This is a genomic window from Aeromicrobium sp. Leaf245 (assembly GCF_942548115.1).
In the GTDB taxonomy this organism is placed as follows: domain Bacteria; phylum Actinomycetota; class Actinomycetes; order Propionibacteriales; family Nocardioidaceae; genus Aeromicrobium.
This window is the reverse complement of sequence record NZ_OW824151.1, coordinates 1553107-1573715: the sequence shown is the minus strand read 5'-3', so window position 1 is coordinate 1573715 and position 20609 is coordinate 1553107. Positions and strand designations below refer to the sequence as shown.

Below are 20609 nucleotides of genomic sequence, written 5' to 3'. Positions count from 1 at the left end.
GGCAGCGCCGCTCATACGACCACGTTCACGAGCTTGGGGGCCCGCACGATGACCTTGCGCACCTCGCGCCCGTCGATCGAGCGCTGCACGTTCTCCTCGGCCAGCGCCAGTGCGGTGAGCTCGTCGTCGGTGACGTCGGGCGAGACGTCGAGCTTGGCCCGCACCTTGCCCTGCACCTGCACGACGCACGTGACGGTGTCCGAGACGAGGAGCGCGGGGTCGGCCTGGGGGAAGGCGGCACGCGTGAGCGAGGTGTCGTGGCCCAGCAACGACCACAGCTCCTCGGCCACGTGCGGTGCGAACGGGGCCAGCATGAGCACGAGCGGCTCCAGCGCCGACCGGCTCGTCACCGAGGCCTTGGTCAGGTGGTTGGTCAGCTCGATCAGCTTGGCGATCCCCGTGTTGAAGCGCAGCGCGTCCATGTCGGCCGAGACGCCGTCGATGGTGCGGTGCAGCACGCGCAGGGTGTCGCGGTCCGGCTCGACGTCGTCGGCCTTGACGTCACCGGACTCCTCGTCGACGACCAGGCGCCACACCCGCTGGAGGAACCGCTGCGAGCCGACGACGGCGCGCGTCTCCCACGGTCGCGACTGGTCGAGCGGGCCCATGCTCATCTCGTAGACCCGGAACGTGTCGGCGCCGAACTCGTCGTACATCTCGTCGGGCGTGACGACGTTCTTCAGGCTCTTGCCCATCTTCCCGTACTCGCGGGAGACCGGGCTGCCCTCGTACGTGTAGGTGGTGGTGCCGTCGTCGGCCACGTGCTCGACCACCGCGTCGGCCGGCACGTAGGTCCCGCGCGCGTCGGTGAAGGCGTACGCCTGGATGTAGCCCTGGTTGAACAGCCGGTGGAACGGCTCCTCGCTGCTCACGTGCCCCAGGTCGAACAGCACCTTGTGCCAGAACCGGGCGTAGAGCAGGTGCAGCACCGCGTGCTCGACCCCGCCGACGTAGAGGTCGACACCGCCCGTGGACTTGGCGTCCGTGGGACCCATCCAGTAGGCCTCGTTGGCCGGGTCGACGAGGGCGTCGGCGTTGTGCGGGTCGAGGTAGCGCAGCTGGTACCAGCTGGAGCCGGCCCAGTTGGGCATGGTGTTGGTGTCGCGGCGGTACCGGCGCGGTCCGTCGCCCAGGTCGAGCTCGACGTCGAGCCAGTCGTGCGCGCGGCCGAGCGGGGGCTCGGGCTCGCTCGTGACGTCGTCGGGCTCGAACGTGCGCGGCGAGTAGTCGGGCACGTCGGGCAGCTCGACGGGCAGGAGGTGGTCGGGCACGGCGTGCGGGTGGCCGTCCTCGTCGAAGACGATCGGGAAGGGCTCGCCCCAGTAGCGCTGGCGCGAGAACAGCCAGTCGCGCAGCCGGTAGGTGGTGGTGCCGGTGCCTCGCCCCTTCTCCTCGAGCCAGGCGATGATGCGCGACTTCGCCTCCGCGACGCCCAGCCCGTCGAGGCTGACCTCGTCGTTGGCCGAGGCCGTGGCGACCCCGTCGCCGGTCCAGGGCAGGTCGTCCCCGCCGGTGACGACCCGAGGGGTCGGCAGGCCGAACGCCGTCGCGAACTCGAAGTCGCGCTCGTCGTGCGCCGGGACGGCCATGATGGCGCCCGTGCCGTAGCCCACGAGCACGTAGTCGGCCACGAAGACCGGCACACGCTCGCCGTTCACCGGGTTGACCGCGAAGGCGCCGGTGAAGACGCCCGTCTTGTCCTTGTTCTCCTGGCGCTCGACGTCGGTCTTGCGGGCCGCCGCGTGGCGGTACGCCGCCACGGCCTCCGACGGGGACGCCGCGCCGGCGGTCCACCGGGGGTCGGTGCCGTCGGGCCACTCGTCGGTCAGGATCGCGTCGACCAGCTCGTGCTCCGGCGCCAGCACCATGTAGGTGGCGCCGAACAGGGTGTCCGGCCGGGTCGTGAACACGCGGATCGTGGCGTTCTCGACCGCGGGGACGTCGAAGTCGACCTCGGCGCCGTGCGAACGACCGATCCAGTTGCGCTGCATGAGCTTGACCGGCTCCGGCCAGTCGACGCGCTCGAGGTCGTCGACGAGGCGGTCGGCGTACGCCGTGATGCGCATCTGCCACTGGCGCAGGTTGCGCTGGAAGACCGGGAAGTTGCCGCGCTCGCTGCGGCCCTCGGCCGTGACCTCCTCGTTGGAGAGCACGGTCCCGAGCGCCGGGCACCAGTTGACCGGCGACTCGCTGACGTACGCCAGACGGTGGGGATCGATGACGGCCGGGTCGTCGGTTCCCAGCTTCTCGCGCAGCTCGGAGATCGGCCGCGCCCGCCCGGCTTCCTCGTCGTACCAGGAGTCGAAGATCTGCAGGAAGATCCACTGCGTCCAGCGCACGAAGTCCGGGTCGATCGTGGCGAACGACCGGCGGGAGTCGTGGGCGAGCCCGAGCCGACGCAGCTGACGTCGCATGTTCGCGATGTTCGCGAGCGTGTTGGCCCTCGGGTGCTCACCGGTCTGGATGGCGTGCAGCTCGGCCGGCAGGCCGAAGGCGTCGTACCCGAGCGTGTGCAGCACGTTGCGGCCCTTCATCCGCTGGTGCCGGCCCACGACGTCGGTGGCGATGTAGCCGAGCGGGTGTCCCACGTGCAGGCCCGCGCCGGAGGGGTACGGGAACATGTCCATCAGGTAGTAGGTGGACTCCGAGACCGTCGTCTCCCCGGCCAGGTCGCCGACCGGGTTGGGCGCGTCGAAGGTGCCGTCGTCGGCCCACCGCTCCTGCCAACGTGCCTCGATCTCGGCGGCCAGCTCGGCGGTGTAGCGGTGCGACGTCACGGGACTGGACGTCGATGGGCGGTCGGTGGTGCTCACCGGACGATGCTACCGACGCACCGCCCACGGCCCGGCACCCGAGCCCGCCGTCGCCCGGGCCACGTCGACTCCTCGACGGTCCCGGCCGAGGCGGACCTCTTGACGCCGCGGTCGGGGGGTGGGCATTCTTTCTGCACACAGAGTGCAACTAGGCGCTCGTCGGGGGAAGGAAACCACCATGGAGCACGTCCGTCCACGCAGGGGTGCGGTCGCGACCGTCGTCGCACTCCTCGCCGTCCTGGCAGGCCTGCTGGCCACGCCGACGACCGCCATCGCGGCCGAGAACCCGTACGAGCGGGGGCCTGCGCCGACCACCGCGTCCGTCGAGGCCGCTCGCGGTCCGTACGCGACGTCCAGCACGACCGTCTCGTCGTTCGCCGCCCGCGGCTTCGGCGGCGGGACGATCTACTACCCGACCTCGACGGCGGACGGCACGTTCGGCGCCGTGGCCGTCTCACCCGGCTACACCGCAGCGCAGAGCTCGATCTCGTGGCTCGGCCCACGACTGGCGTCCCAGGGCTTCGTCGTCTTCACCATCGACACCAACAGCCGCTACGACCAGCCCGGCAGCCGGGCCGACCAGCTGGCGGCCGCCCTGGACTACCTGACCGAGAGCAGCACCGTCCGTTCCCGCGTCGACGCGTCGCGGCTCGCCGTCATGGGCCACTCGATGGGCGGCGGTGGAGCGATCGAGGCCGCCAACGACGACCCGAGCCTCAAGGCCGCCGTCGCGCTGACGCCCTGGCACCTGACCAAGACCTGGTCGCGCGTGAGCACACCGACGATGGTCGTCGGAGCCGAGAACGACAGCGTGGCCTCCACCCGGTCGCACGCCGTCCCGCTCTACTCCGGGATCCCGTCGAGCACGCCGAAGGCATACCTCGAGCTGCGGGGGGCGAGTCACTTCGCGCCGAACACCAGCAACACCACCATCGCGAAGTACTCCCTCGCCTGGCTGAAGCGCTGGGTCGACGACGACACGCGCTACACGCAGTTCATCGCCCCGGGTCCGGGGACGGGCACGGCGATCTCGGACTGGCGGCGCTCGGGCTACTGAGCATCGAGCACGAAGGACGTCGGCGAGGCCGCGGGTGCCACCACCAGGGGTGGGCACCCGCGGCCTTCCTCGTCGCGGCCCTGCCAGGCCCGGTCGCTACGCTCACCGCATGCGTCAACGCCTCGCCCGCTTCGTGATCCGTCGCATGGGTTACACGATGAAGGGGAAGACACCGCCCTCGGGGATCCTGGTCGGTGCCCCGCACACCTCGAACTGGGACTTCGTCACGATGCTGCTCGTCATGTGGCACGACGGCGCGCACCCGCGCGTCCTGGTCAAGAAGGAGCTGTTCAAGGGCCCGCTCGGCTGGCTGCTCAAGCGCCTGGGTGGGGTGCCGCTCGATCGCGACAACGCGGCCACGGTCGTCTCCGACCTGGCTGCCGAGGCCAGTTCCGGCGAACCCTTCCGGCTCGTGATCGCGGCCGAGGGAACCCGCTCCAGGAGCGAGTACTGGAAGTCGGGGTTCTACCGGCTCTCGCAGCAGACCGGCCTGCCGATCACGCTCGCGTTCTTCGACCCGCCGACGAAGACGATGGGCTACGGCCCGACGTTCAGCCCGAGCGGCGACGTCAAGGCCGACATGGACCTCGTGCGTGCCTTCTACGCCGACAAGCTCGGCATCAAGCCCGCCGACGCCACCGTCCCGCGCCTGCGCGAGGAGTAGGCCCTACGACCCGTCGGAGGTGCCGGCGGACTCGTCGGCGGGCGTCGGGACCACGAGTGGCTTGAGGCGCACCCAGGCGAGGAAGATCGCCGCGACCACGAGCATGCCGATCCCGGCCCAGAGGTTGATGTTGAGCCCGTCGCCCTTGGCCAGCTCCTCCTCCGTCGCCCGGAACAGACCGAGACAGGTGAGGATCAGCCCGTACAGGCCGAGCAGGCCGCCGATGAGGGTGCGGATGTCGAACGCGCCCGCGGTGTGCTTCTCGCTCATGCTTCGCTCCTACCGGAAGACCACGTTGAGGACGACGACGATGGCGAGCCCGATGCCCGCCAGCTTGACCGGCGACTGGTACCAGGGAAGCACGCCCTCGTCGGGGTCGACGAGGTCCTCCTTCGGCGTCAGCGAGTAGACGAGGCCCACCAGCTCCTTCTCGGGCCGGGCCGCGGTCACCATCGTCACGGCCACGCTGACCACGATGTCGACGGCGAACGCCGCTCCGGCCGCCACGAAGGACGCGCCCTGGCCCGACAGCCCGATCACGCCGAGGCTCATCGGCCCGAGGGCGTCCTCGCTGAGGACGGCCACCAGCACCGCTGCGCCAGTGCCGGCCACCAGTCCGGACCAGCCGGCCGCCGCCGACATCCGCTTCCAGAACATGCCGAGGATGAACGTGGCGAACAGCGGGGCGTTGAAGAACCCGAAGAGGGTCTGCAGGTAGTCCATCAGGTTGTCGTAGTTGGACGCGATCAGCGCGGTGCCGATGGCGGTCACCGTCGCGCCGACGGTCGCCAGTCGGCCGACCCGGAGGTAGTAGCCGTCCTCGCGGTCCTTGACCACGTACTGCTGCCACAGGTCGTAGCTGAAGACCGTGTTGAAGGCCGAGATGTTGGCCGCCATGCCCGCCATGAACGACGCGAGAAGGCCGGCCAGCGCGACGCCGAGCATGCCGTTGGGCAGCAGGTCGCGCATCAGCAGGAGGATCGCGTCGTTGTAGGTGGCGCCCTGGGCGTCTCCCCCGGCCTTCAGCGAGGCCAGCTCGGGCACCACGATCGCCGCGATGATGCCCGGGATGATGACGATGAACGGGATGAACATCTTCGGGAAGGCGCCGATGATCGGTGCCCGCCGCGCGGCCGACATCGACGACGAGGCCATCGCGCGCTGGACCTCCACGAAGTTCGTGGTCCAGTAGCCGAACGACAGCACGAAGCCGAGCCCGAGCACCAGGCCGACGACCGACCAGAACGGGTCGTCGATGCCGGTGAGGTCGGTGCCGGGCCACGACGACAGCTGCTCCGGGCCGGGCTGCACCTGGTCGACGATGCCCTGCCAGCCGCCCACCTTGTGCAGCGCGATGATCGTCAGCGGAACGAGCGCCGCGACGATGACGAAGAACTGCAGGACCTCGTTGTAGATCGCCGCCGAGAGGCCGCCGAGCGCGGTGTAGCTGAGCACGACGGCGGCTGCCGCGACGAGCGAGACCCACAGCGGCCAGCCGAGCAGCCGGTTCACGATCGTCGCCAGGAGGTAGAGGTTGATGCCGGCGATCAGCAGCTGGGCGATCGAGAAGCTGAGCGCGTTGACCAGGTGGGCGCCCGTGCCGAAGCGGCGGCGCATGAACTCGGGGACGCTGCGCACGCCGGAGCCGTAGTAGAACGGCATCATCACGACGCCGAGGAAGAGCATCGCGGGCACGGCGCCGATCCAGAAGTAGTGCACGGTCGCCATGCCGTACTCGGCGCCGTTGGCGCTCATGCCCATGATCTCGACCGCGCCGAGGTTGGCCGCGATGAACGCCAGCCCCGTCACCCAGGCGGGAAGCGACCTGCCGGAGAGGAAGAAGTCGATGCTCGTCGAGACCTGGCGCCGCGCCAGCACCCCGATGCCGAGCACGACGGCGAAGTAGATCGCCACGATCGTGTAGTCGAAGAAGTCCGCGTCGAGCCGGAACGAACCGTCCGCGGCCGCCAAGGATGGTCCTGCGAGTGCGTGCACCACTCCCCCTCTCATGGTTCATCCCTGCAACGAGATGGACCAGCAGCACCGTACGCCCGCCCGGGCTTGCGCGCGCGTCGGGGCCAGCCACCTCGGGCGACGACTCTCGACCGTGAACCGCTCCCCTGGGGTGGCGCGGTGCACGTTCCACCGTCCCAGCGCCGAGACGGTGGAGAACTCACCGGACGTCGTCGCTCGGTGGAGAAGTCACCGCTCGGGGGGCTAGCTGAGGGCGCAGTAGGCCTCGACCTTGGGGGTCGGGCCCGAGACGATGAGCTCGTCGCCGGTGGTGACGAAGGTGTCGGCCTTGGCGTAGGTGAAGTCCTCGCCACGAGTCTTGAGTCCGACGACCGTCACGCCGTACTTCTGCCGGACGTCGGAGTCCGTGAGCGTCCGGTCGACGGTGCACTCGGGGGCCCGCGTGCGCGCGATCGCGAAGCCGTCGTCGAACTCGATGAAGTCGGTCATGGTGCCGGTGACCAGGTGCGCCACCCGCTTGCCCATCTGCGACTCCGGACGGATCACGTGCGTGGCTCCGACCCGCTCGAGGATCGCCGCGTGCTTGCCGCTGATCGCCTTGGCCCACACCTCCGTGACCCCGAGGTCCAGCAGGCCGAGCACCGTGAGCACGCTCGCCTCGATGTCGGTGCCGATGCCCACGACGGCGACGCCGAACTGCTCGGCGCCGATCTGGCGCAACGCCTCGGTGTCGGTGGTGTCGGCCGCCACGACGTGGGTGAAGTCGCTCGCGTACCTCTGGACGATCTCGGGACGCTCGTCGACGGCCAGCACGTCGTGTCCGAGCTGCACCAACGATCGCGCCACGGCGGAGCCGAAGCGACCGAGCCCAAGGACGATGACGGGCGCGTTGGCGGGGGTGTCCTTTGCCTTAGCCAATGATCGGTTGCTCCTCGGGAAGGTGGTAGCGCGGCGCTCGCCGCCTCAGGATGAAGGCGGACGCAGCCGCAATGGTGCCCACTCGGCCCACGAACATCAAGACCGCGAGTACCAGCTTGGCACTGTCGGGCAGCTGTGGAGTGAGTCCGGTGCTGAGTCCGACCGTGGCGAACGCCGACGTGCACTCGAACAGGACCTGCTCGAACGAGAAGTCCGTGAGGATCATGACGAGCAGGGTCGTCGACATCACGAGCATCACCGAGATGAGCGCGATGCTCAGCGCGGTGCGCACGACCGCCGGCCCGACCGAGCGGTTGCCGACCGTCACCTCCGGGTCGCCGCGCAGCTCGGCGAGGATCACGAAGGCCAGCAGCAGGAAGGTGGTCACCTTGATGCCGCCGGCGGTGCTGGCACTGCCGCCACCGATGAACATGAGGATGGTGCCGATGGACAGGGTCTCCCCCGACACCGCACCCCAGTCGAAGCTGTTGAGCCCACCCGACCTCGGCATGATGCCGCCCTCGATGCCCGTCACGAGCTTGTCGTGCAGCGACATCGGAGCGAGGGTGTCCGGATTGGCCCACTCGAGGGCCAGGAAGGCCGCGGCGCCGAAGGCCAGCAGACCGATCGACCCCCAGACCGTGAGTCGCGTGTGGATGGTCCAGCGGGCGGGCGTCCGCCACTCCTTGAAGAGCTCGGCGAGCACCGGGAACCCCATGGCCCCCACGAACACGCCTACGCAGATCGGGATGATGACGAGGCCGTCGCCCGCGTAGCCGATCAGGCTGTCGCTGTTGAGGGAGAAGCCGGCGTTGTTGAACGCCATGACCGAGTCGAAGACGCCGTGCCACAGCGCCGTCGGCAGGTCGTCGAAGTAGGTCAGGCGGTACCGAACGGTCAGGAACGCCGCGATCGCACCCTGGAAGCCGAGCATCATCACCGCGACGCGGCGGAACAGGGGACGGACCTCGCCGATGTTGACGACGTGCATGTCGGCCTGCGCGACCAGACGGGTGCGCAGCCCCAGACGTCCGCCGATGAACAGGCCGAGCACCGTGGCCAGGGCGACGATGCCGAGGCCGCCGATCTCGACGAGGACGAGGATGATCGCCTGGCCGGCAGGGCTCCAGTAGGTCGACGTGTCGACGCTCGCCAGACCCGTGACGGTGACGGCCGACGCGGACGTGAAGAAGGCGTCGACGACGTCGGCACGCCCCTGTGCGCTGCGGGCGACCGGCATCAGCAGGAGGGCGGTGCCGAGGAGGATCAGGGCGAAGAACGTGAGTGGCAGCAGCCGCACTGGGTGCGCGATGGCAGCCGGGATCCTCGGACGTGGCACGCCACGACCGTACCCCTACCGGAGGCTTCGGGGGGCCGTACGTGGCTGCTACGGTCTCCTGATGCCTTCCAGCCCCTCTGCCGTCGTCGGCCGGTTGGCCCGAGTGGCCGTCTCGCGCTCCGGCGTGGCGCTCCTGCTGAGCCTCGCCCTCCCCGCCGTCGCCCTCCTGCTCGTGCTGGGCGCCGACTCCGTGGGCACCGAGCGGGTCGCGCTCGCCCTCGTGGCGGTCTCGCTCGTCGGCGAGTACCTGCTGCTCTCCGGCCCGCCGGCGGTGCGGACGGGCCTGCACCAGGCGTCGCTCGGCATCCCGGTCCGCTTCGTGGTGCGGCTCCTCGCCGTGCTCACGCTCCTGAACCTGCCCGACGACCGCACGGCCCACACGTCGACGGCCTTCGTCGGTCTCGCGATGCTGGTGGCCCTGTGCGGACGCGCCCTGCACCACGAGTACCGCCGGGTCGGCTCGCTGCGCCCCCTTCGCACCCGCAACATCCCGGGTGACCCGTCCATCGCGGTCGAGCCCCCGGCACGCGTGCTCGAGGTGTGCCTCGCCCAGGCGGCGGTGCTCGTCGTCGGACCCCTCGGCGCGCCCTTCTGGCTGGTCCTGCTCGTCGGCGTGCTCGCCGTCGCCGCCCTGGCCTACGTCACCGTTCCCGACGCCCGGACCTCGTGGCGGATGCGCCAGGCCAAGCGCGCGACGGGGTTCACCCCTGCCCTGCGCCAGGTGCAGGACTTCCTCGACGAGTACCAGCCCGAGGTGGTGCTGCACCTCAGCGGTCCGCTCGGCTCGGCCTACCAGGTCAACACCTGGCTCGAGTCGCTCGAGGCCCTCGACCGCCGGGTGCTCGTGGTGCTGCGCGACGCGCCGCTCTTCGACACCATCCGCGACACCGACCTGCCGACCCTGCAGCTGGCCAACGCCGGCGAGCTGCTCATGCTCGACTTCGCCAGCGTCAAGGTCGCCCTGTACCCGTCGAACACGGGCAACAACATCCACCTGCTGCGCCTGCCGCACATCATGAGTGCGTTCGTGGGCCACGGCGACAGCGACAAGTCGGCCTCGGCCAACCCGTTCTCGCGGGTCTACGACGAGCTGTGGGTGGCCGGGGAGGCCGGTGCCGACCGCTACCGCAAGTCCGGGCTCGGCATCCACGAGAGCCAGTTCCGGTTCGTCGGCCGCCCCCAGGTGCACTCCATCTCCTCGAGCCCGCGGGTGGGCGAGGAGGACGTGCCGACGATCCTGTACGCCCCCACCTGGGAGGGCGTGAACACCCTGCAGGAGTACTCGTCGATCTCCGCCGTCGGCGCGAGGATCGTCGAGGCCGTGCTCGGCTCCCCCACCCCGGCACGCCTCGTCTACAAGCCGCACCCCTTCACCGGCCAGCGCGACGCCAAGTACCGCGCCGTCGACGCCGCGATCGCGGCACGCGTCCGCGAGGCCGCCGCCTCCTCCGGCATCGACCACAAGGTGGTGCGCAGCGGTCCCATCGAGCCCTGGTTCAACCGCGCCACGGCACTGTTCACCGACGTCTCGAGCGTGGTCTCGGACTTCCTGGCCAGCGAGAAGCCGATCGCCGTGTTCAACCACACCGGGCACGGCGGCACCCCGCTCGACGAGACGACGTTCCGCGCCGAGTACCCCTCCGCGTCGGCCGCCACCATCGTGGGCCCCGACGGCTCGGGCATCGAGGAGCTCGTGCAGGTCGCCACCGGCCAGGTCCCCGACGCGCGCGCGGCCGAGCGGACCCGCCTCGCCACCTACCTCCTGGGGGCACCGGAGAAGCGCACCCTCGAGTCCTTCCGCGCCAGCGTCGAGGCGTTCATCGCCCGCGCGGAGGGCGAGCGCGAGCAGTACTTCGGCCAGACCCAGTCACATGACCCGAGCGACTCCGACGACAGCCTCGGCGACGTCGAGTAGGCAGCGTCAGGGCCTCCCGGTGGCGGGCGTCCCGGACGGTAGGGTGGCCCGGTGACCGAGGCACCCGACAAGATCGCGATCGCGATCGTCACGTTCAACCGGTCCGCGTTCCTCGCCGACCTCCTGCAGAGCGCCGCGGCGATGACGACGCCGGCGTGGCGCATCGTCGTCGTCGACAACGCCAGCACCGACGACACCCAGCAGGTGCTCGCCGACGCCCAGGCCTGGTTCCCCGACGGCGTGCTCGTGAACCGACTGCTCGACACGAACACGGGCGGCTCGGGCGGGTTCAGCGAAGGCACCCGCGTGGCGCTCGAGCTGGGGGCCGACTGGGTGTGGCTCATGGACGACGACGTCGAGATCCTGCCCGACGCGCTCGAGCGCTTCGCCCCCTGGATGGAGCGGTTCGGCTGCATCCACGGCCGGCGCTACGACTTCGACGGCTCACCCTTCTACTGGCAGGCCAAGTTCAACCAGTTCCTCGGCGTCCCGCTCCCCTACAGCGTCAAGGACTTCGACCGCGGCGGCTACGCCGTCACGAACTCGGGCACCTTCGAGGGGATGCTGGTCAGCGCCGACGTCGTGCGCCTCATCGGCCTGCCCGACCCGCGCTTCTTCATCTCCTGGGACGACGCCGCCTACGCCTGGCTGGCCGCCCAGCACACCACGGTCGTGTACGTCGACGAGTTCGTGCTCAAGCGCAAGCGGGAGCAGCAGCAGGTCAACCTGGGCATCCGGCACCTCAACGACGGCTCGCCCCTGTTCCGCTTCCACGTGATCCGCAACCGCGCCTACGTCGGCAAGTACTTCCGCGAGTACGGCAAGCTCAACCGCCTCGGCTTCGGCCTCGGCACCGCGCTGACCCTCGCCAAGGAGGTGTTCCGGCTCGTCGTCGTGCAGCACACCCTCAAGGGTGTCGGCGACCTCGTGCGGGGGTTCCGCGCCAACCGGGCGATCTGGCGCGACGACACGTGGCGGCCGATGGACCCGTCCGACGTCCCGCCGGCGCTCCCCCCGGCCACCGAGCCGGAGGTGCGGCGATGACCGACCTCGTGGTGGTGGGTGCGGGCTTCTTCGGGCTGACGGTCGCCGAGCGGATGGCCGAGCAGGGTCGCCAGGTGCACGTCATCGACCGCCGCGACCACATCGGCGGCAACGCGTACTCCGAGGCCGAGCCGCGGACCGGCATCGAGGTCCACCGGTACGGGGCGCACCTGTTCCACACCTCCAACGAGCGGGTGTGGGAGTACGTCAACCGGTTCACCGCGTTCACGCCCTACCAGCACCGCGTGTACTCCACGTACCGCGACGAGGTGTTCCCGCTGCCCATCAACCTGGGCACCATCAACCAGTTCACCCGCTCGTCGATGACCCCCTCCGAGGCGCGCGCCTGGGTGGTCGAGCACGCCGCCCGGCAGACCGGGACCCCGGCGAACCTCGAGGAGAAGGCGATCAGCCTGATCGGCGAGCCGCTGTACGAGGCGTTCATCAAGGGCTACACGGCCAAGCAGTGGCAGACCGACCCCACCGAGCTGGGTGCCGACATCATCAGCCGGCTGCCGGTCCGGTACACCTACGACAACCGGTACTTCAACGACACCCACGAGGGTCTGCCGGTCGACGGGTACACGGCCTGGCTGGAGCGGATGGCCGACCACCCGAACATCACGGTCACCCTCGACGTCGACTTCCTCGATCCCGCGTCGGTCGTCTCCAAGGACGCCACGGTGGGCCAGGTGCCGGTCGTCTACACCGGCCCCGTCGACCGCTACTTCGACGACGCGCACGGTCCGCTGTCGTGGCGCACCCTCGACTTCGAGACCGAGGTGCTCGGCGTCGGGGACTTCCAGGGCACGTCGGTGATGAACTACGCCGACGACGACGTCCCGTACACGCGCATCCTGGAGTTCCGGCACTTCCACCCCGAGCGCACGCACTACCCCGACGACGCCACGGTGATCGTCCGGGAGTTCTCGCGATTCGCCGACGGCGCCACCGACGAGCCGTACTACCCGGTCAACACGCCCGCCGACCGCGAACGTCTCCTCGCCTACCGCGCCCTGATGGCCGACGAGCCCGACGTGCACTTCGGTGGCCGTCTGGGCACCTACCAGTACCTCGACATGCACATGGCCATCGGCTCGGCGCTGTCGATGGTCGACAACGCGCTGACCCGATGACCCCCGCACGAACGCCGGGGTCCAGGTGAGCGCCGCACGGGCGGGTCTCGCGGTCCGCGTGCGGCTCTGGCTGATCGGCCGGATCCGACGCTCCCGGTTCCTGCCCACCGGCATGCCCGACAAGCGGGTCGACGTCGCCGCGCTCGAGCAGCCGCTCGCCGCAGACGTGATCGTCTTCCACCCCACGGGCCAGGACACGCTGTACCAGCTGCTGCCGTGGCTCTCGGCGTTCCGTGCCCTCGGCACCACGCACCCGGTCACCATCGTGTTCCGCGACTCCCGCACGGCCGCAGCCGTGCGCACCGCGCTGGCCGAGAGCGGCGACGACGCCGGCGTGACGTGCCTGACGCTCGCCACCTACGGGCAGCTGGACGCCATCCTGAGCCGCAGCCGGGTGCGGCTCGCGCTCTACGTGAACCACGACCCGATCAACTTCGAGTGCCTGCGCTTCACCTCGCTCGCCCACGTCTACCTCGGCCACGGCGACAGCGACAAGGGCGTGTCGGTCTCGAACCAGGTCAAGGCCTACGACCACTGCTTCCTCGCCGGCCGAGCCGCGCTGGAGCGCACGGCCACGCACGTGATGGACTACGACGCCGAGGAGCGCAGCATCCTCATCGGCCAGCCACAGCTCGACGGCTCCCCCGACGTGGTGCCGGCGCCGGACCCGGCCGGGCGACCCACGGTGCTGTACGCCCCCACGTGGGAGGCCTCGCAGCCGTCGGTGTCGTACGGATCGGTCGACGCCCTGGGCCTCGAGCTCGTCCGGGCCCTGCAGCCGACCTACCGCGTCGTCTACCGTCCGCACCCGCTCAACGGCGTGGTGCGGGCCGAGTACGGCGCGGCCGACGCGGCGGTCCGCGAGGCGGCCGACCGGGTCGACCTGCGCGTCCCGCTCGAGCAGTCCTTCGCCGACGCCGACCTGCTCGTCACCGACGTGTCGGCGGTGCCCCTCAACTGGCTCCCCACCGGCAAGCCGATGCTCGTGACCGTGCCGGGGGTGCCGACGCCGGCGAGCCGCATGCTGGAGCTGCTCCCCCGCGTCCGCCGCGGCGACGACCACGCCGCCCTCGTGGCGCACCACCTGGCGGACGACCCCACCCGCCAGGCGCGGACGGCCCTCGTGTCCCACTACCTGACCGACGTCACCCCGGGCGCTGCCACGCAGAGGTTCGTCGACGCGTGCGAGCAGGTCATGGCCCGACGCGACCGGCTCTGGGCCGAGAAGCAGGCCCTGGGCGCCACCGGCCCGTAGCGCGGGCTCGCTCAGCGGGCGAGGCCGACGCGACGCAGCAGGCGGGTCAGGTGCCACCGGCGACGGTTCACCCACTGCGCGGCCACGAGGAAGCGACGCTCCAGCTCGCGCAGCCGCCCCGGGTTCTCGGGGCTGAACGCGAAGTGGCGGTACATGAGCCGCCGCAGCCGGTTCATCCAGCCGGCCGGGACCTCCCGGTACGGCAGCAGGCCGAGCGTCGACCGCTGGTCGAGCAGCTCCTGCACCCGCGCGACCCACGTGTCGTCGTCGGGGTCGTGGAAGTAGTTGTCCGCGAGCCACGCCGGGTCGGGGTGGCGGAAGCGTCCGGCCACCAGCTCGTCCGAGCCGACCAGCAGGCCGCTGCCCTTCAGCACGACGTTGATCTGCGCGGCGCCCACCCCATAGTCGTCGAGGGCGATGACCGGGACGTCCGCGGCGACGGCCTCGAGCACCGCGGTGGAGCTCACGGTCACCAGACCCACGGCCCGGCGGAGCTGGGCGCGCATGGAGCCGCTCTCCACCACGAGGTTGCCCGGGAGGTCGTCACCTGCGGCCACCCGCTCGGCCATCAGGTCGGGGTAGGAGTCCTGCTCGTGGTGGGTCTGGGACTCGCCCTCCTGTGCCCGGACCTTCACCACCACCTCGAGGTGCGGATGGGCACGAGCGGTCTCCACGAGCCGGTCCAGCAGGTGCGCACGGTCACGGCGGCCCGACGGGACCTGGGCCTGGGCGGCGAAGACGATGCGGTCCCGCGGCACCTCCGACGGGTCCGCGCGCATCGCGTCCGCGCCCGCGACGACCGGGACACGGTCGATGAAGGGCATGGTCGCCAGCTCGAAGCCCAGCGGCACGGCCAGACGTCGGCTCGCGATGGCGAACTCGCGCAGCTCGCGTCTGCTGTGCACGACGAACACGTCGACCGAGCGCCGGAACCCCAGCCCGTAGGGCAGCACGGGCACGGCGATGCCGGCGAGCCCGCTCACCAGCACCGGTCGATCGGGCGTGTTCGCGACCAGGGAGACGGTGGCCTGCACCGTGTAGCCGCGGGCGGCGAGCAGCAGCACGTCGGGGCGCCACCGCTCGAGCAGCCGCTTCAGGTCCCCCAGCCCGACCACCTCGACGGTGTCGTCCTCGAACCGGGTGCCCTCCAGCGCGTCCGTCAGCTGACGCGGGCTGGGCAGGGCGCTGCTGCGCGCGACGACGAGCAGCGCCCCCCAGTCCTTCGGAAGCCGTCCTGCGAGGGCGGCGCCGTACTTGACGTAGGAGTCCGAGTCGGTGACGACCAGGACCCTCGGCCGCGGACGGTCGTCGACGTCCGCGGCCGTGCCGTCGGTGTGGGGGCGGGACCCCGTCACGCACCCACCGTCGACGTGTCCCGACGCAGTCGCTGCATCGGCTTGTGCTCGCCGGGCATGACCCGCTTCACGCCGTCGCCCATGGCCTTCTCGAGCACGCGGATGTCGCGCGTCAGGCTCATGAAGCCGTGCGGCTCCAGGCTGGCGGCCTGGTCCGAGCCCCACATCGTGCGGTCGAGCGTGATGTGCCGCTCGACCGCCACGGCACCGAGCGCCACCGCGGCGAGCGAGATCTGCAGGCCGCGCTCGTGGCCCGAGTAGCCGACCGGGACGCCGTAGCGCTCCGCGAGCACCGGGATGGTGCGCAGGTTGGCCTCCTCCGGGGGGAGGGGGTAGGTCGACGTGGCGTGCAGGACGATCAGCTTCTCCGTGCCGAGGATCTCCACGGCCGCGTCGATCTGCTCCAGCGTGCTCATGCCGGTCGACAGGATGATCGGCTTGCCGGTCGAGGCCAGCTCGCGCAGCAGCTCGTGGTCGGTCACCGAGGCCGAGGCGACCTTGTGCGTCGAGACGCCCATGTCCTCGAGGAACTGCACCGAGGGGACGTCCCACGGCGAGGCGAACCAGTCGACGCCCTGCGCCGCGGCGTGGGCCGCGATCTCGGTGTACTGCTCGGTCTCGAACTCGACCTTGTAGCGGTACTCGAGGTAGCTCATCTCGCCCCACGGCGTCTCGCGACGCGTGTGCTTCATGTCCTCGGGCGTCGCGATGTCGGGGGTGCGCTTCTGGAACTTGACCGCCTGCGCACCCGCGAGGGCAGCCACGTCGATGAGCTTCTTGGCGACGGCGACGTCGCCGTTGTGGTTGATGCCGATCTCTCCGATGACGTACGTCGGGCGGTGACGCCCCACGATCTCCTCACCGATCTGTACCCATTCACTCATGGTCGGGCCCTTCTTCTCCGTGGATGTTCGGATGGTCCTGCGTGATGCGATCGTGCGGGTCGGCGAGCACGCGGTCGGCGAGCTCGCGGACGGCTCCGTCGCCACCTCGGCGGCGGAGCACGTAGGGGGCCGCCACGCGGGCGGCGGAGTGGGCGCCGGCGGGCACGACCGGCCAGCCGACGGCGCGCAGGCACTCGACGTCGTTGACGTCGTTGCCGAGGTAGGCGACGTCGGCGAGCGGGATGTCCAGGTCGCGCGCCCAGGCGGTGAGGGCGGCGATCTTGTCGGTGCACCCGGTCACCGCGTCGACACCGAGCTTCTCGGCCCGGGCGCGGACGACCGGGTTGGTCTCGGTGGAGAGCACCAGCACCGGGATCCCGGCCTCGCGCAGACGTCCGATGCCCAGGCCGTCCGAACGGCTGACCACCACGGACTCGACACCGTGGGAGTCCAGACGGAGGCTGTCGTCGGTGTGCACGCCGTCGAAGTCCGTCACGACGGCGCGCGCACGCAGCGGGCACGAGGCCGGGTCGCTGTTCTCGGCCTCGCGCCTCGTGAACAGCTCCTCGGCCAGCCGCAGGTCGTGCTCGGTGTCGATCTCGAGCGCGTCGCGCGGGGAGACCTCCACCATCTCGAGGCGGCCGAAGAACCGGTGCCCGTGCTCGAGGAACCCGTGGGTCCGCATGGCGTAGAAGGCACCCGTCTCGGTGAACTCCGGGGCCCGGTCCTGGCGACGCTGGCGGCGACGCTTGTCGTGGTTCACGCCCTCGGGGCCGTCGGGCCCGAGCCGCCACACGTGCTGCTCGGTGCGGACCACGCTGAAGGCCACGTCCGAGCCACCGGTCGTCACGCAGGCCACGGCGCGGTCGACGTCGTCGGGGTCGATGAAGGGGCTGGTCGCCTGGACGAAGACCGTGACCTCGGGGACGGCGCCACGGGTGCCGAGAGCAGCGAGGGCGTGGCGCAGGGCCGACTCCGAGGACGCCTCGTCGCCGGCCAGCCGCGCCGGACGGTCGATCACGAGCGCGCCGGCCGCGCGGGCGGCGTAGGCGATCTCGTGGTCGTCGGTGGAGACGACCACCTGGTCGACCGACGACACGGCACGCAGCGACCGGACGGCACGCACGACCAGCGGCTCGCCACCGAGGGGCCGCAGGTTCTTGCGCGGCACGCCCTTGGAGCCACCGCGTGCGGGGATCACGGCCACCACGCCGCCGCGGCGCACGGCGGGACGCGACGAGGACGGGGTGGGGAGCGTCCCGACGCCGACGGACGTCGGGTCGAGGTTGCGCTCGAGGAGCTCGGTCATGTCGGTGACGCTAGGGAGGCCGTCCGTCCGTCAGGTGAACGCCACGGCACCCGCCGACGAACGTCGATCGACCACCTCGAGGGGTCCGTGGGCCACGAGTCGAACCGTGGACCAACAGTGGGTGAACCACCCCGCGCCACGGCTGGATCGCGCGAGGATCGTGGCTACCGTGGCGCCGTGAACGCCATGGAGCAGACCCGCCGGACGAGCCCGGCCGCCGCCACGACCGCCCGTGCGGAGGCGCCGGTGCGCGTGGTGGCGATCGCCGGGTTCGACTCGCAGCTCAAGTGGTCCGTGGGCATCTGCCGCGAGCTGGAGAGCCGCGGCGCGCAGGTCGAGGTGCTGGCGCCGCGAGGTCGCAGCGCGCTCTCGGACCAGCAGGTCCGCGACATCGGCTTCAGCGCGGTGCGCACGGTCGACTGGGACGACGTCGTCGAGGCGGCCGCCGCCGCGGACGTGGTGGTCTGTGCGCTGGCGGGACCGCTGGTCCGGCGGCTCACCATCGCGTTGGCCGAGCGCCCTCTGCAGCCCGGTCCGGTCGTCGTCGCCGGCTGGGTCGGGATCATCATCGAGAAGATCACGGCCGGCTACCTCGACCGCTGCGGCGCGGACGTCGTGGCGGTGAACGCTCGGCACGAGCTCGACCAGTTCCGCTTCACCGCCCAGCGGCTCGCCGTCCCGGACGAGAACCTCGTGCTGAGCGGCCTGCCCTTCCTCTCGTCGCGGCCTCGGCCCCAGCGGGACACGCCGGTGCGGACGGTGCTGTTCGCCGACCAGCCCACGGTGCCGTCCGGCGCCGGGGACCGCAGCTACCTGTACCGCCGGCTCGTCGAGCACGCCCGTCGACACCCCGACCGCGAGGTCCTGCTCAAGCCGCGACACCGCCTCGGCGAGGACACCTTCCACCGGATGCACCACCACCCGGAGCAGCTGCTGGCCGACGTCGACCTGCCGCCGAACTTCCGGATCGTCTACACCTCCATCCCCGAGCTGCTCCCCCGCACCGACCTGCTGCTCACGGTCTCCTCGACCGCGTGCCTCGAGGCGGTCGACGCGGGTTGTCGCGTCGCCCTGGTGCTCGACCTGGGCGTGCACGAGCGGCTGGGCAACCACGTCTTCCTCGACAGCGACCTGCTGCGCACGTTCGACCAGATCGACGACGACGACCTCGGCACGCCCGCCGCGGCCTGGGTCGACAGCTACTTCGGTGGCCGCACCTCGTCCTCGGCCGGCACGATCGTGGACCGGGTCGAGAAGCTGCTGGCCAGTGGCGAGCGGCCCTCGCGCCTGGTCCGCTCGTCACCGTACTTCCGCGCGGCCGTCGAGCTCGAGGCGGCACGTGCCGCCGGGTCGCTCACCCGGGCACCGGGCCCGTGGGCACGGCGTCGCCATCGGTACGGCGTCGTGCGGGGCACCGTGGTGCACGCCGGCACCCAGCTGCTCCCCCCGGCCCTCATGCGGCCGGTGCGGCACCTCTACCGGCGCGCCCTGGGTCGGGTCTGAGCGTCAGCTGCCGCCGCCGATGGCGGCCGGACCGTCCTCGCGGCGGATGTCGATGATGTGCCCGGTCTGCGGCGACAGGAGCACGTCGAGCGACCGCAGGGCGACGACCTCGGACTCCAGCAGGGTGCCCTCGGGCTCGGCCCCGAAGGCCTTGGTGCGCATGGGCGTGCCGGTGCGCTCGGGGTTCACGCAGTTCACCCGCACCTCACCGGCCCACTCGTCCGCGAGGGCCTGGGTGAGGTTCACGGTGGCGGCCTTCGCCGAGGAGTACAGGGAGTAGCCCTTGCGGCCGCGCGTGTACGACGACGACGTGAACAGCAGCAGCGAGCCGTGGTGCTTGGCCAGGTGCGGGTAGAACTCCTGGGCGATGAAGATCGGGGCGAGGTAGTTGATCTCGGTGGCGGCCCAGATGGTCTCCTCCGACGTCTCGGCGAGGTCGCCGATCGGCAGGACGCCGGCGGTGTTGACCACGAGGTCGATCCGGCCCGACTCGGCCAGCACCTTCTTCGCGGCCGCGGCGACGTCCTCACGACGGTCGACGTGGGTGTTCGTCGAGGACCGGGAGAACGTGTGCACCGTGGCGCCGTGCGCACGCGCCAGCGCGGCGATGTCGCCACCGATGCCGTAGGAGCCGCCGAAGACGACCATGACCTTCCCCGCCAGCGCCTCGCGGTACTGGTTCTCGTCGAGCTCGTCGGGCGCGTCGGCCGAGGCCAGCTGGAACAGCTTGTCGGCGATGTAGACGTCGATCGGCTCGGTGACCTTCATGTTGCGCTCGTGCCCGGCGACGACGGTGATCGGCACCTCCGGCAGGTAGCGCAGCACCACGGTGCAGTCGTCGGTGGCCGTGAAGTCGGGGTCCTGCCAGGCACGGTCGTAGGCGCGGCGGATGACGGAGGACCGGAAGGCCTGGGGCGTCTGGCCGCGGCGCAGCAGGTGGCGCGGGAGGACGTCCTCGATGCAGCCCGAGGTCGCGTCGACCTGCACCACGGTGTCGGCCGACGGGATGGCGGTGTCGACCGCCTCGTACTCCTGCAGGGCTGCCACGCAGTCGTCGATGATCGTCTGGGAGACGAGCGGGCGGACCGCGTCGTGGAACAGCACGTTGCACTCGTCGTCGCCCAGCGCGGCCAGCGCGCGGCTGGTGGTCTCGTTGCGGGTCTCGCCGCCCTCGAGGATCTGGGTCACCTTGTCGTAGCCGCCCGCGTCGACGATGGCGCGCACCGGGTCGAGGTGGCCGGGCGTCATGAGGATGACGATCTCGTCGATGTTCCTCGACGCCTGGAAGGCGGCGACGGTGTGCTCGAGGATCGTCTTCCCGGCGATCTTGATGAGCTGCTTGGGGATGGAGAGCCCCACCCGGGTCCCGGTTCCACCGGCGAGGATCACGGCCACGTTGCGCAGTTCGGTCACCCGAGGAAGGGTACCTGCGTTCATGTCGGC

General features: G+C 70.9%; 16 protein-coding genes. 7 read left to right on the top strand and 9 right to left on the bottom strand.

All coding sequences use genetic code 11. The features are described from left to right. Positions 1-11: 11 nt before the first annotated feature. Positions 12-2813 carry a leucine--tRNA ligase gene (leuS, locus tag NBW76_RS07750; RefSeq protein ID WP_056555302.1) on the bottom strand — a complete coding sequence of 934 codons (2802 nt, stop codon included), beginning with the start codon at positions 2811-2813 and terminating at the stop codon, positions 12-14. A gap of 178 nt (positions 2814-2991) precedes the next feature. Here leuS and NBW76_RS07745 point away from each other — a divergent pair, with 178 nt between their 5' ends. Beyond that, the gene (locus tag NBW76_RS07745) at positions 2992-3870 is read left to right on the top strand and encodes a serine aminopeptidase domain-containing protein (RefSeq protein WP_056555299.1); all 879 of its coding nucleotides are present in this window, start codon (positions 2992-2994) and stop codon (positions 3868-3870) included. Between the two features lie 109 nt (positions 3871-3979). Next, the gene (locus NBW76_RS07740) at positions 3980-4534 is read left to right on the top strand and encodes a 1-acyl-sn-glycerol-3-phosphate acyltransferase (RefSeq protein ID WP_055965236.1); all 555 of its coding nucleotides are present in this window, start codon (positions 3980-3982) and stop codon (positions 4532-4534) included. A 3-nt stretch (positions 4535-4537) separates the two neighbouring features. On the opposite strand, the gene NBW76_RS07735 is transcribed toward NBW76_RS07740, so the two are convergent. From NBW76_RS07735 to NBW76_RS07720, 4 genes are all read right to left on the bottom strand, one after another. Next, complete coding sequence (locus NBW76_RS07735; RefSeq protein WP_056555297.1) at positions 4538-4804, bottom strand: hypothetical protein; 267 nt, start codon at positions 4802-4804, stop codon at positions 4538-4540. 9 nt (positions 4805-4813) lie between these two features. After that, entirely contained in the window at positions 4814-6505 is a 1692-nt protein-coding gene (locus NBW76_RS07730; protein WP_055965230.1) for a sodium:solute symporter family protein, read from the bottom strand. 246 nt (positions 6506-6751) lie between these two features. Continuing rightward, complete coding sequence (locus NBW76_RS07725; protein ID WP_056555295.1) at positions 6752-7426, bottom strand: TrkA family potassium uptake protein; 675 nt, start codon at positions 7424-7426, stop codon at positions 6752-6754. Next, positions 7419-8765, bottom strand: a complete 1347-nt coding sequence (locus NBW76_RS07720) for a TrkH family potassium uptake protein (protein WP_055965224.1) — start codon at positions 8763-8765, stop codon at positions 7419-7421. The genes NBW76_RS07725 and NBW76_RS07720 overlap by 8 nt, the downstream gene beginning before the upstream one ends. Positions 8766-8826: 61 nt before the next feature. On the opposite strand from NBW76_RS07720, the gene NBW76_RS07715 reads away from it, so the two are divergent. The 4 genes from NBW76_RS07715 to NBW76_RS07700 are packed head-to-tail and all read left to right on the top strand — an operon-like array spanning position 8827 to position 14115. Next, positions 8827-10680 (top strand): CDP-glycerol glycerophosphotransferase family protein, encoded by a 1854-nt coding sequence (locus tag NBW76_RS07715; RefSeq protein ID WP_156364824.1) that lies wholly within the window; start codon positions 8827-8829, stop codon positions 10678-10680. A 51-nt stretch (positions 10681-10731) separates the two neighbouring features. Continuing rightward, a complete protein-coding gene (locus NBW76_RS07710) occupies positions 10732-11724 on the top strand; it encodes a glycosyltransferase (protein WP_056555289.1) in 993 nt (330 codons plus the stop codon). After that, positions 11721-12860 carry a UDP-galactopyranose mutase gene (gene glf / locus NBW76_RS07705; protein WP_055966391.1) on the top strand — a complete coding sequence of 380 codons (1140 nt, stop codon included), beginning with the start codon at positions 11721-11723 and terminating at the stop codon, positions 12858-12860. The genes NBW76_RS07710 and glf overlap by 4 nt, the downstream gene beginning before the upstream one ends. 25 nt (positions 12861-12885) lie before the next feature. Continuing rightward, a complete protein-coding gene (locus NBW76_RS07700; protein ID WP_056555287.1) occupies positions 12886-14115 on the top strand; it encodes a CDP-glycerol glycerophosphotransferase family protein in 1230 nt (409 codons plus the stop codon). A gap of 11 nt (positions 14116-14126) precedes the next feature. Here the strand turns inward: NBW76_RS07700 and NBW76_RS07695 are convergent, their stop codons facing one another. The 3 genes from NBW76_RS07695 to NBW76_RS07685 are packed head-to-tail and all read right to left on the bottom strand — an operon-like array spanning position 14127 to position 17663. Beyond that, positions 14127-15470: a DUF6716 putative glycosyltransferase gene (locus NBW76_RS07695; RefSeq protein WP_056555284.1), complete on the bottom strand. Its 1344-nt coding sequence runs from the start codon at positions 15468-15470 to the stop codon at positions 14127-14129. Then, entirely contained in the window at positions 15467-16354 is an 888-nt protein-coding gene (locus tag NBW76_RS07690; protein ID WP_055965209.1) for an N-acetylneuraminate synthase family protein, read from the bottom strand. The genes NBW76_RS07695 and NBW76_RS07690 overlap by 4 nt, the downstream gene beginning before the upstream one ends. Continuing rightward, positions 16347-17663, bottom strand: a complete 1317-nt coding sequence (locus NBW76_RS07685; RefSeq protein ID WP_082480696.1) for an acylneuraminate cytidylyltransferase — start codon at positions 17661-17663, stop codon at positions 16347-16349. Before NBW76_RS07685 ends, NBW76_RS07690 begins: the two co-directional genes overlap by 8 nt. Before the next feature lie 186 nt (positions 17664-17849). On the opposite strand from NBW76_RS07685, the gene NBW76_RS07680 reads away from it, so the two are divergent. Continuing rightward, positions 17850-19166: a DUF6716 putative glycosyltransferase gene (locus NBW76_RS07680; RefSeq protein WP_235493029.1), complete on the top strand. Its 1317-nt coding sequence runs from the start codon at positions 17850-17852 to the stop codon at positions 19164-19166. Positions 19167-19169: 3 nt separating this feature from the next. Here NBW76_RS07680 and NBW76_RS07675 read toward each other — a convergent pair whose 3' ends face one another. Beyond that, the gene (locus NBW76_RS07675; protein ID WP_200914505.1) at positions 19170-20579 is read right to left on the bottom strand and encodes a bifunctional cytidylyltransferase/SDR family oxidoreductase; all 1410 of its coding nucleotides are present in this window, start codon (positions 20577-20579) and stop codon (positions 19170-19172) included. Positions 20580-20609: the final 30 nt, after the last annotated feature.

Bases quoted from the DNA above. Each gene is read 5' to 3' on its own strand.
- NBW76_RS07745 (WP_056555299.1), top strand. From the start codon at position 2,992: ATGGAGCACGTCCGTCCACGCAGGGGTGCGGTCGCGACCGTCGTCGCA.
- NBW76_RS07735 (WP_056555297.1), bottom strand. From the start codon at position 4,804: ATGAGCGAGAAGCACACCGCGGGCGCGTTCGACATCCGCACCCTCATC.
- NBW76_RS07680 (WP_235493029.1), top strand. From the start codon at position 17,850: ATGGAGCAGACCCGCCGGACGAGCCCGGCCGCCGCCACGACCGCCCGT.
- NBW76_RS07715 (WP_156364824.1), top strand. From the start codon at position 8,827: ATGCCTTCCAGCCCCTCTGCCGTCGTCGGCCGGTTGGCCCGAGTGGCC.
- NBW76_RS07685 (WP_082480696.1), bottom strand. From the start codon at position 17,663: ATGACCGAGCTCCTCGAGCGCAACCTCGACCCGACGTCCGTCGGCGTC.
- NBW76_RS07690 (WP_055965209.1), bottom strand. From the start codon at position 16,354: ATGAGTGAATGGGTACAGATCGGTGAGGAGATCGTGGGGCGTCACCGC.
- NBW76_RS07740 (WP_055965236.1), top strand. From the start codon at position 3,980: ATGCGTCAACGCCTCGCCCGCTTCGTGATCCGTCGCATGGGTTACACG.
- glf (WP_055966391.1), top strand. From the start codon at position 11,721: ATGACCGACCTCGTGGTGGTGGGTGCGGGCTTCTTCGGGCTGACGGTC.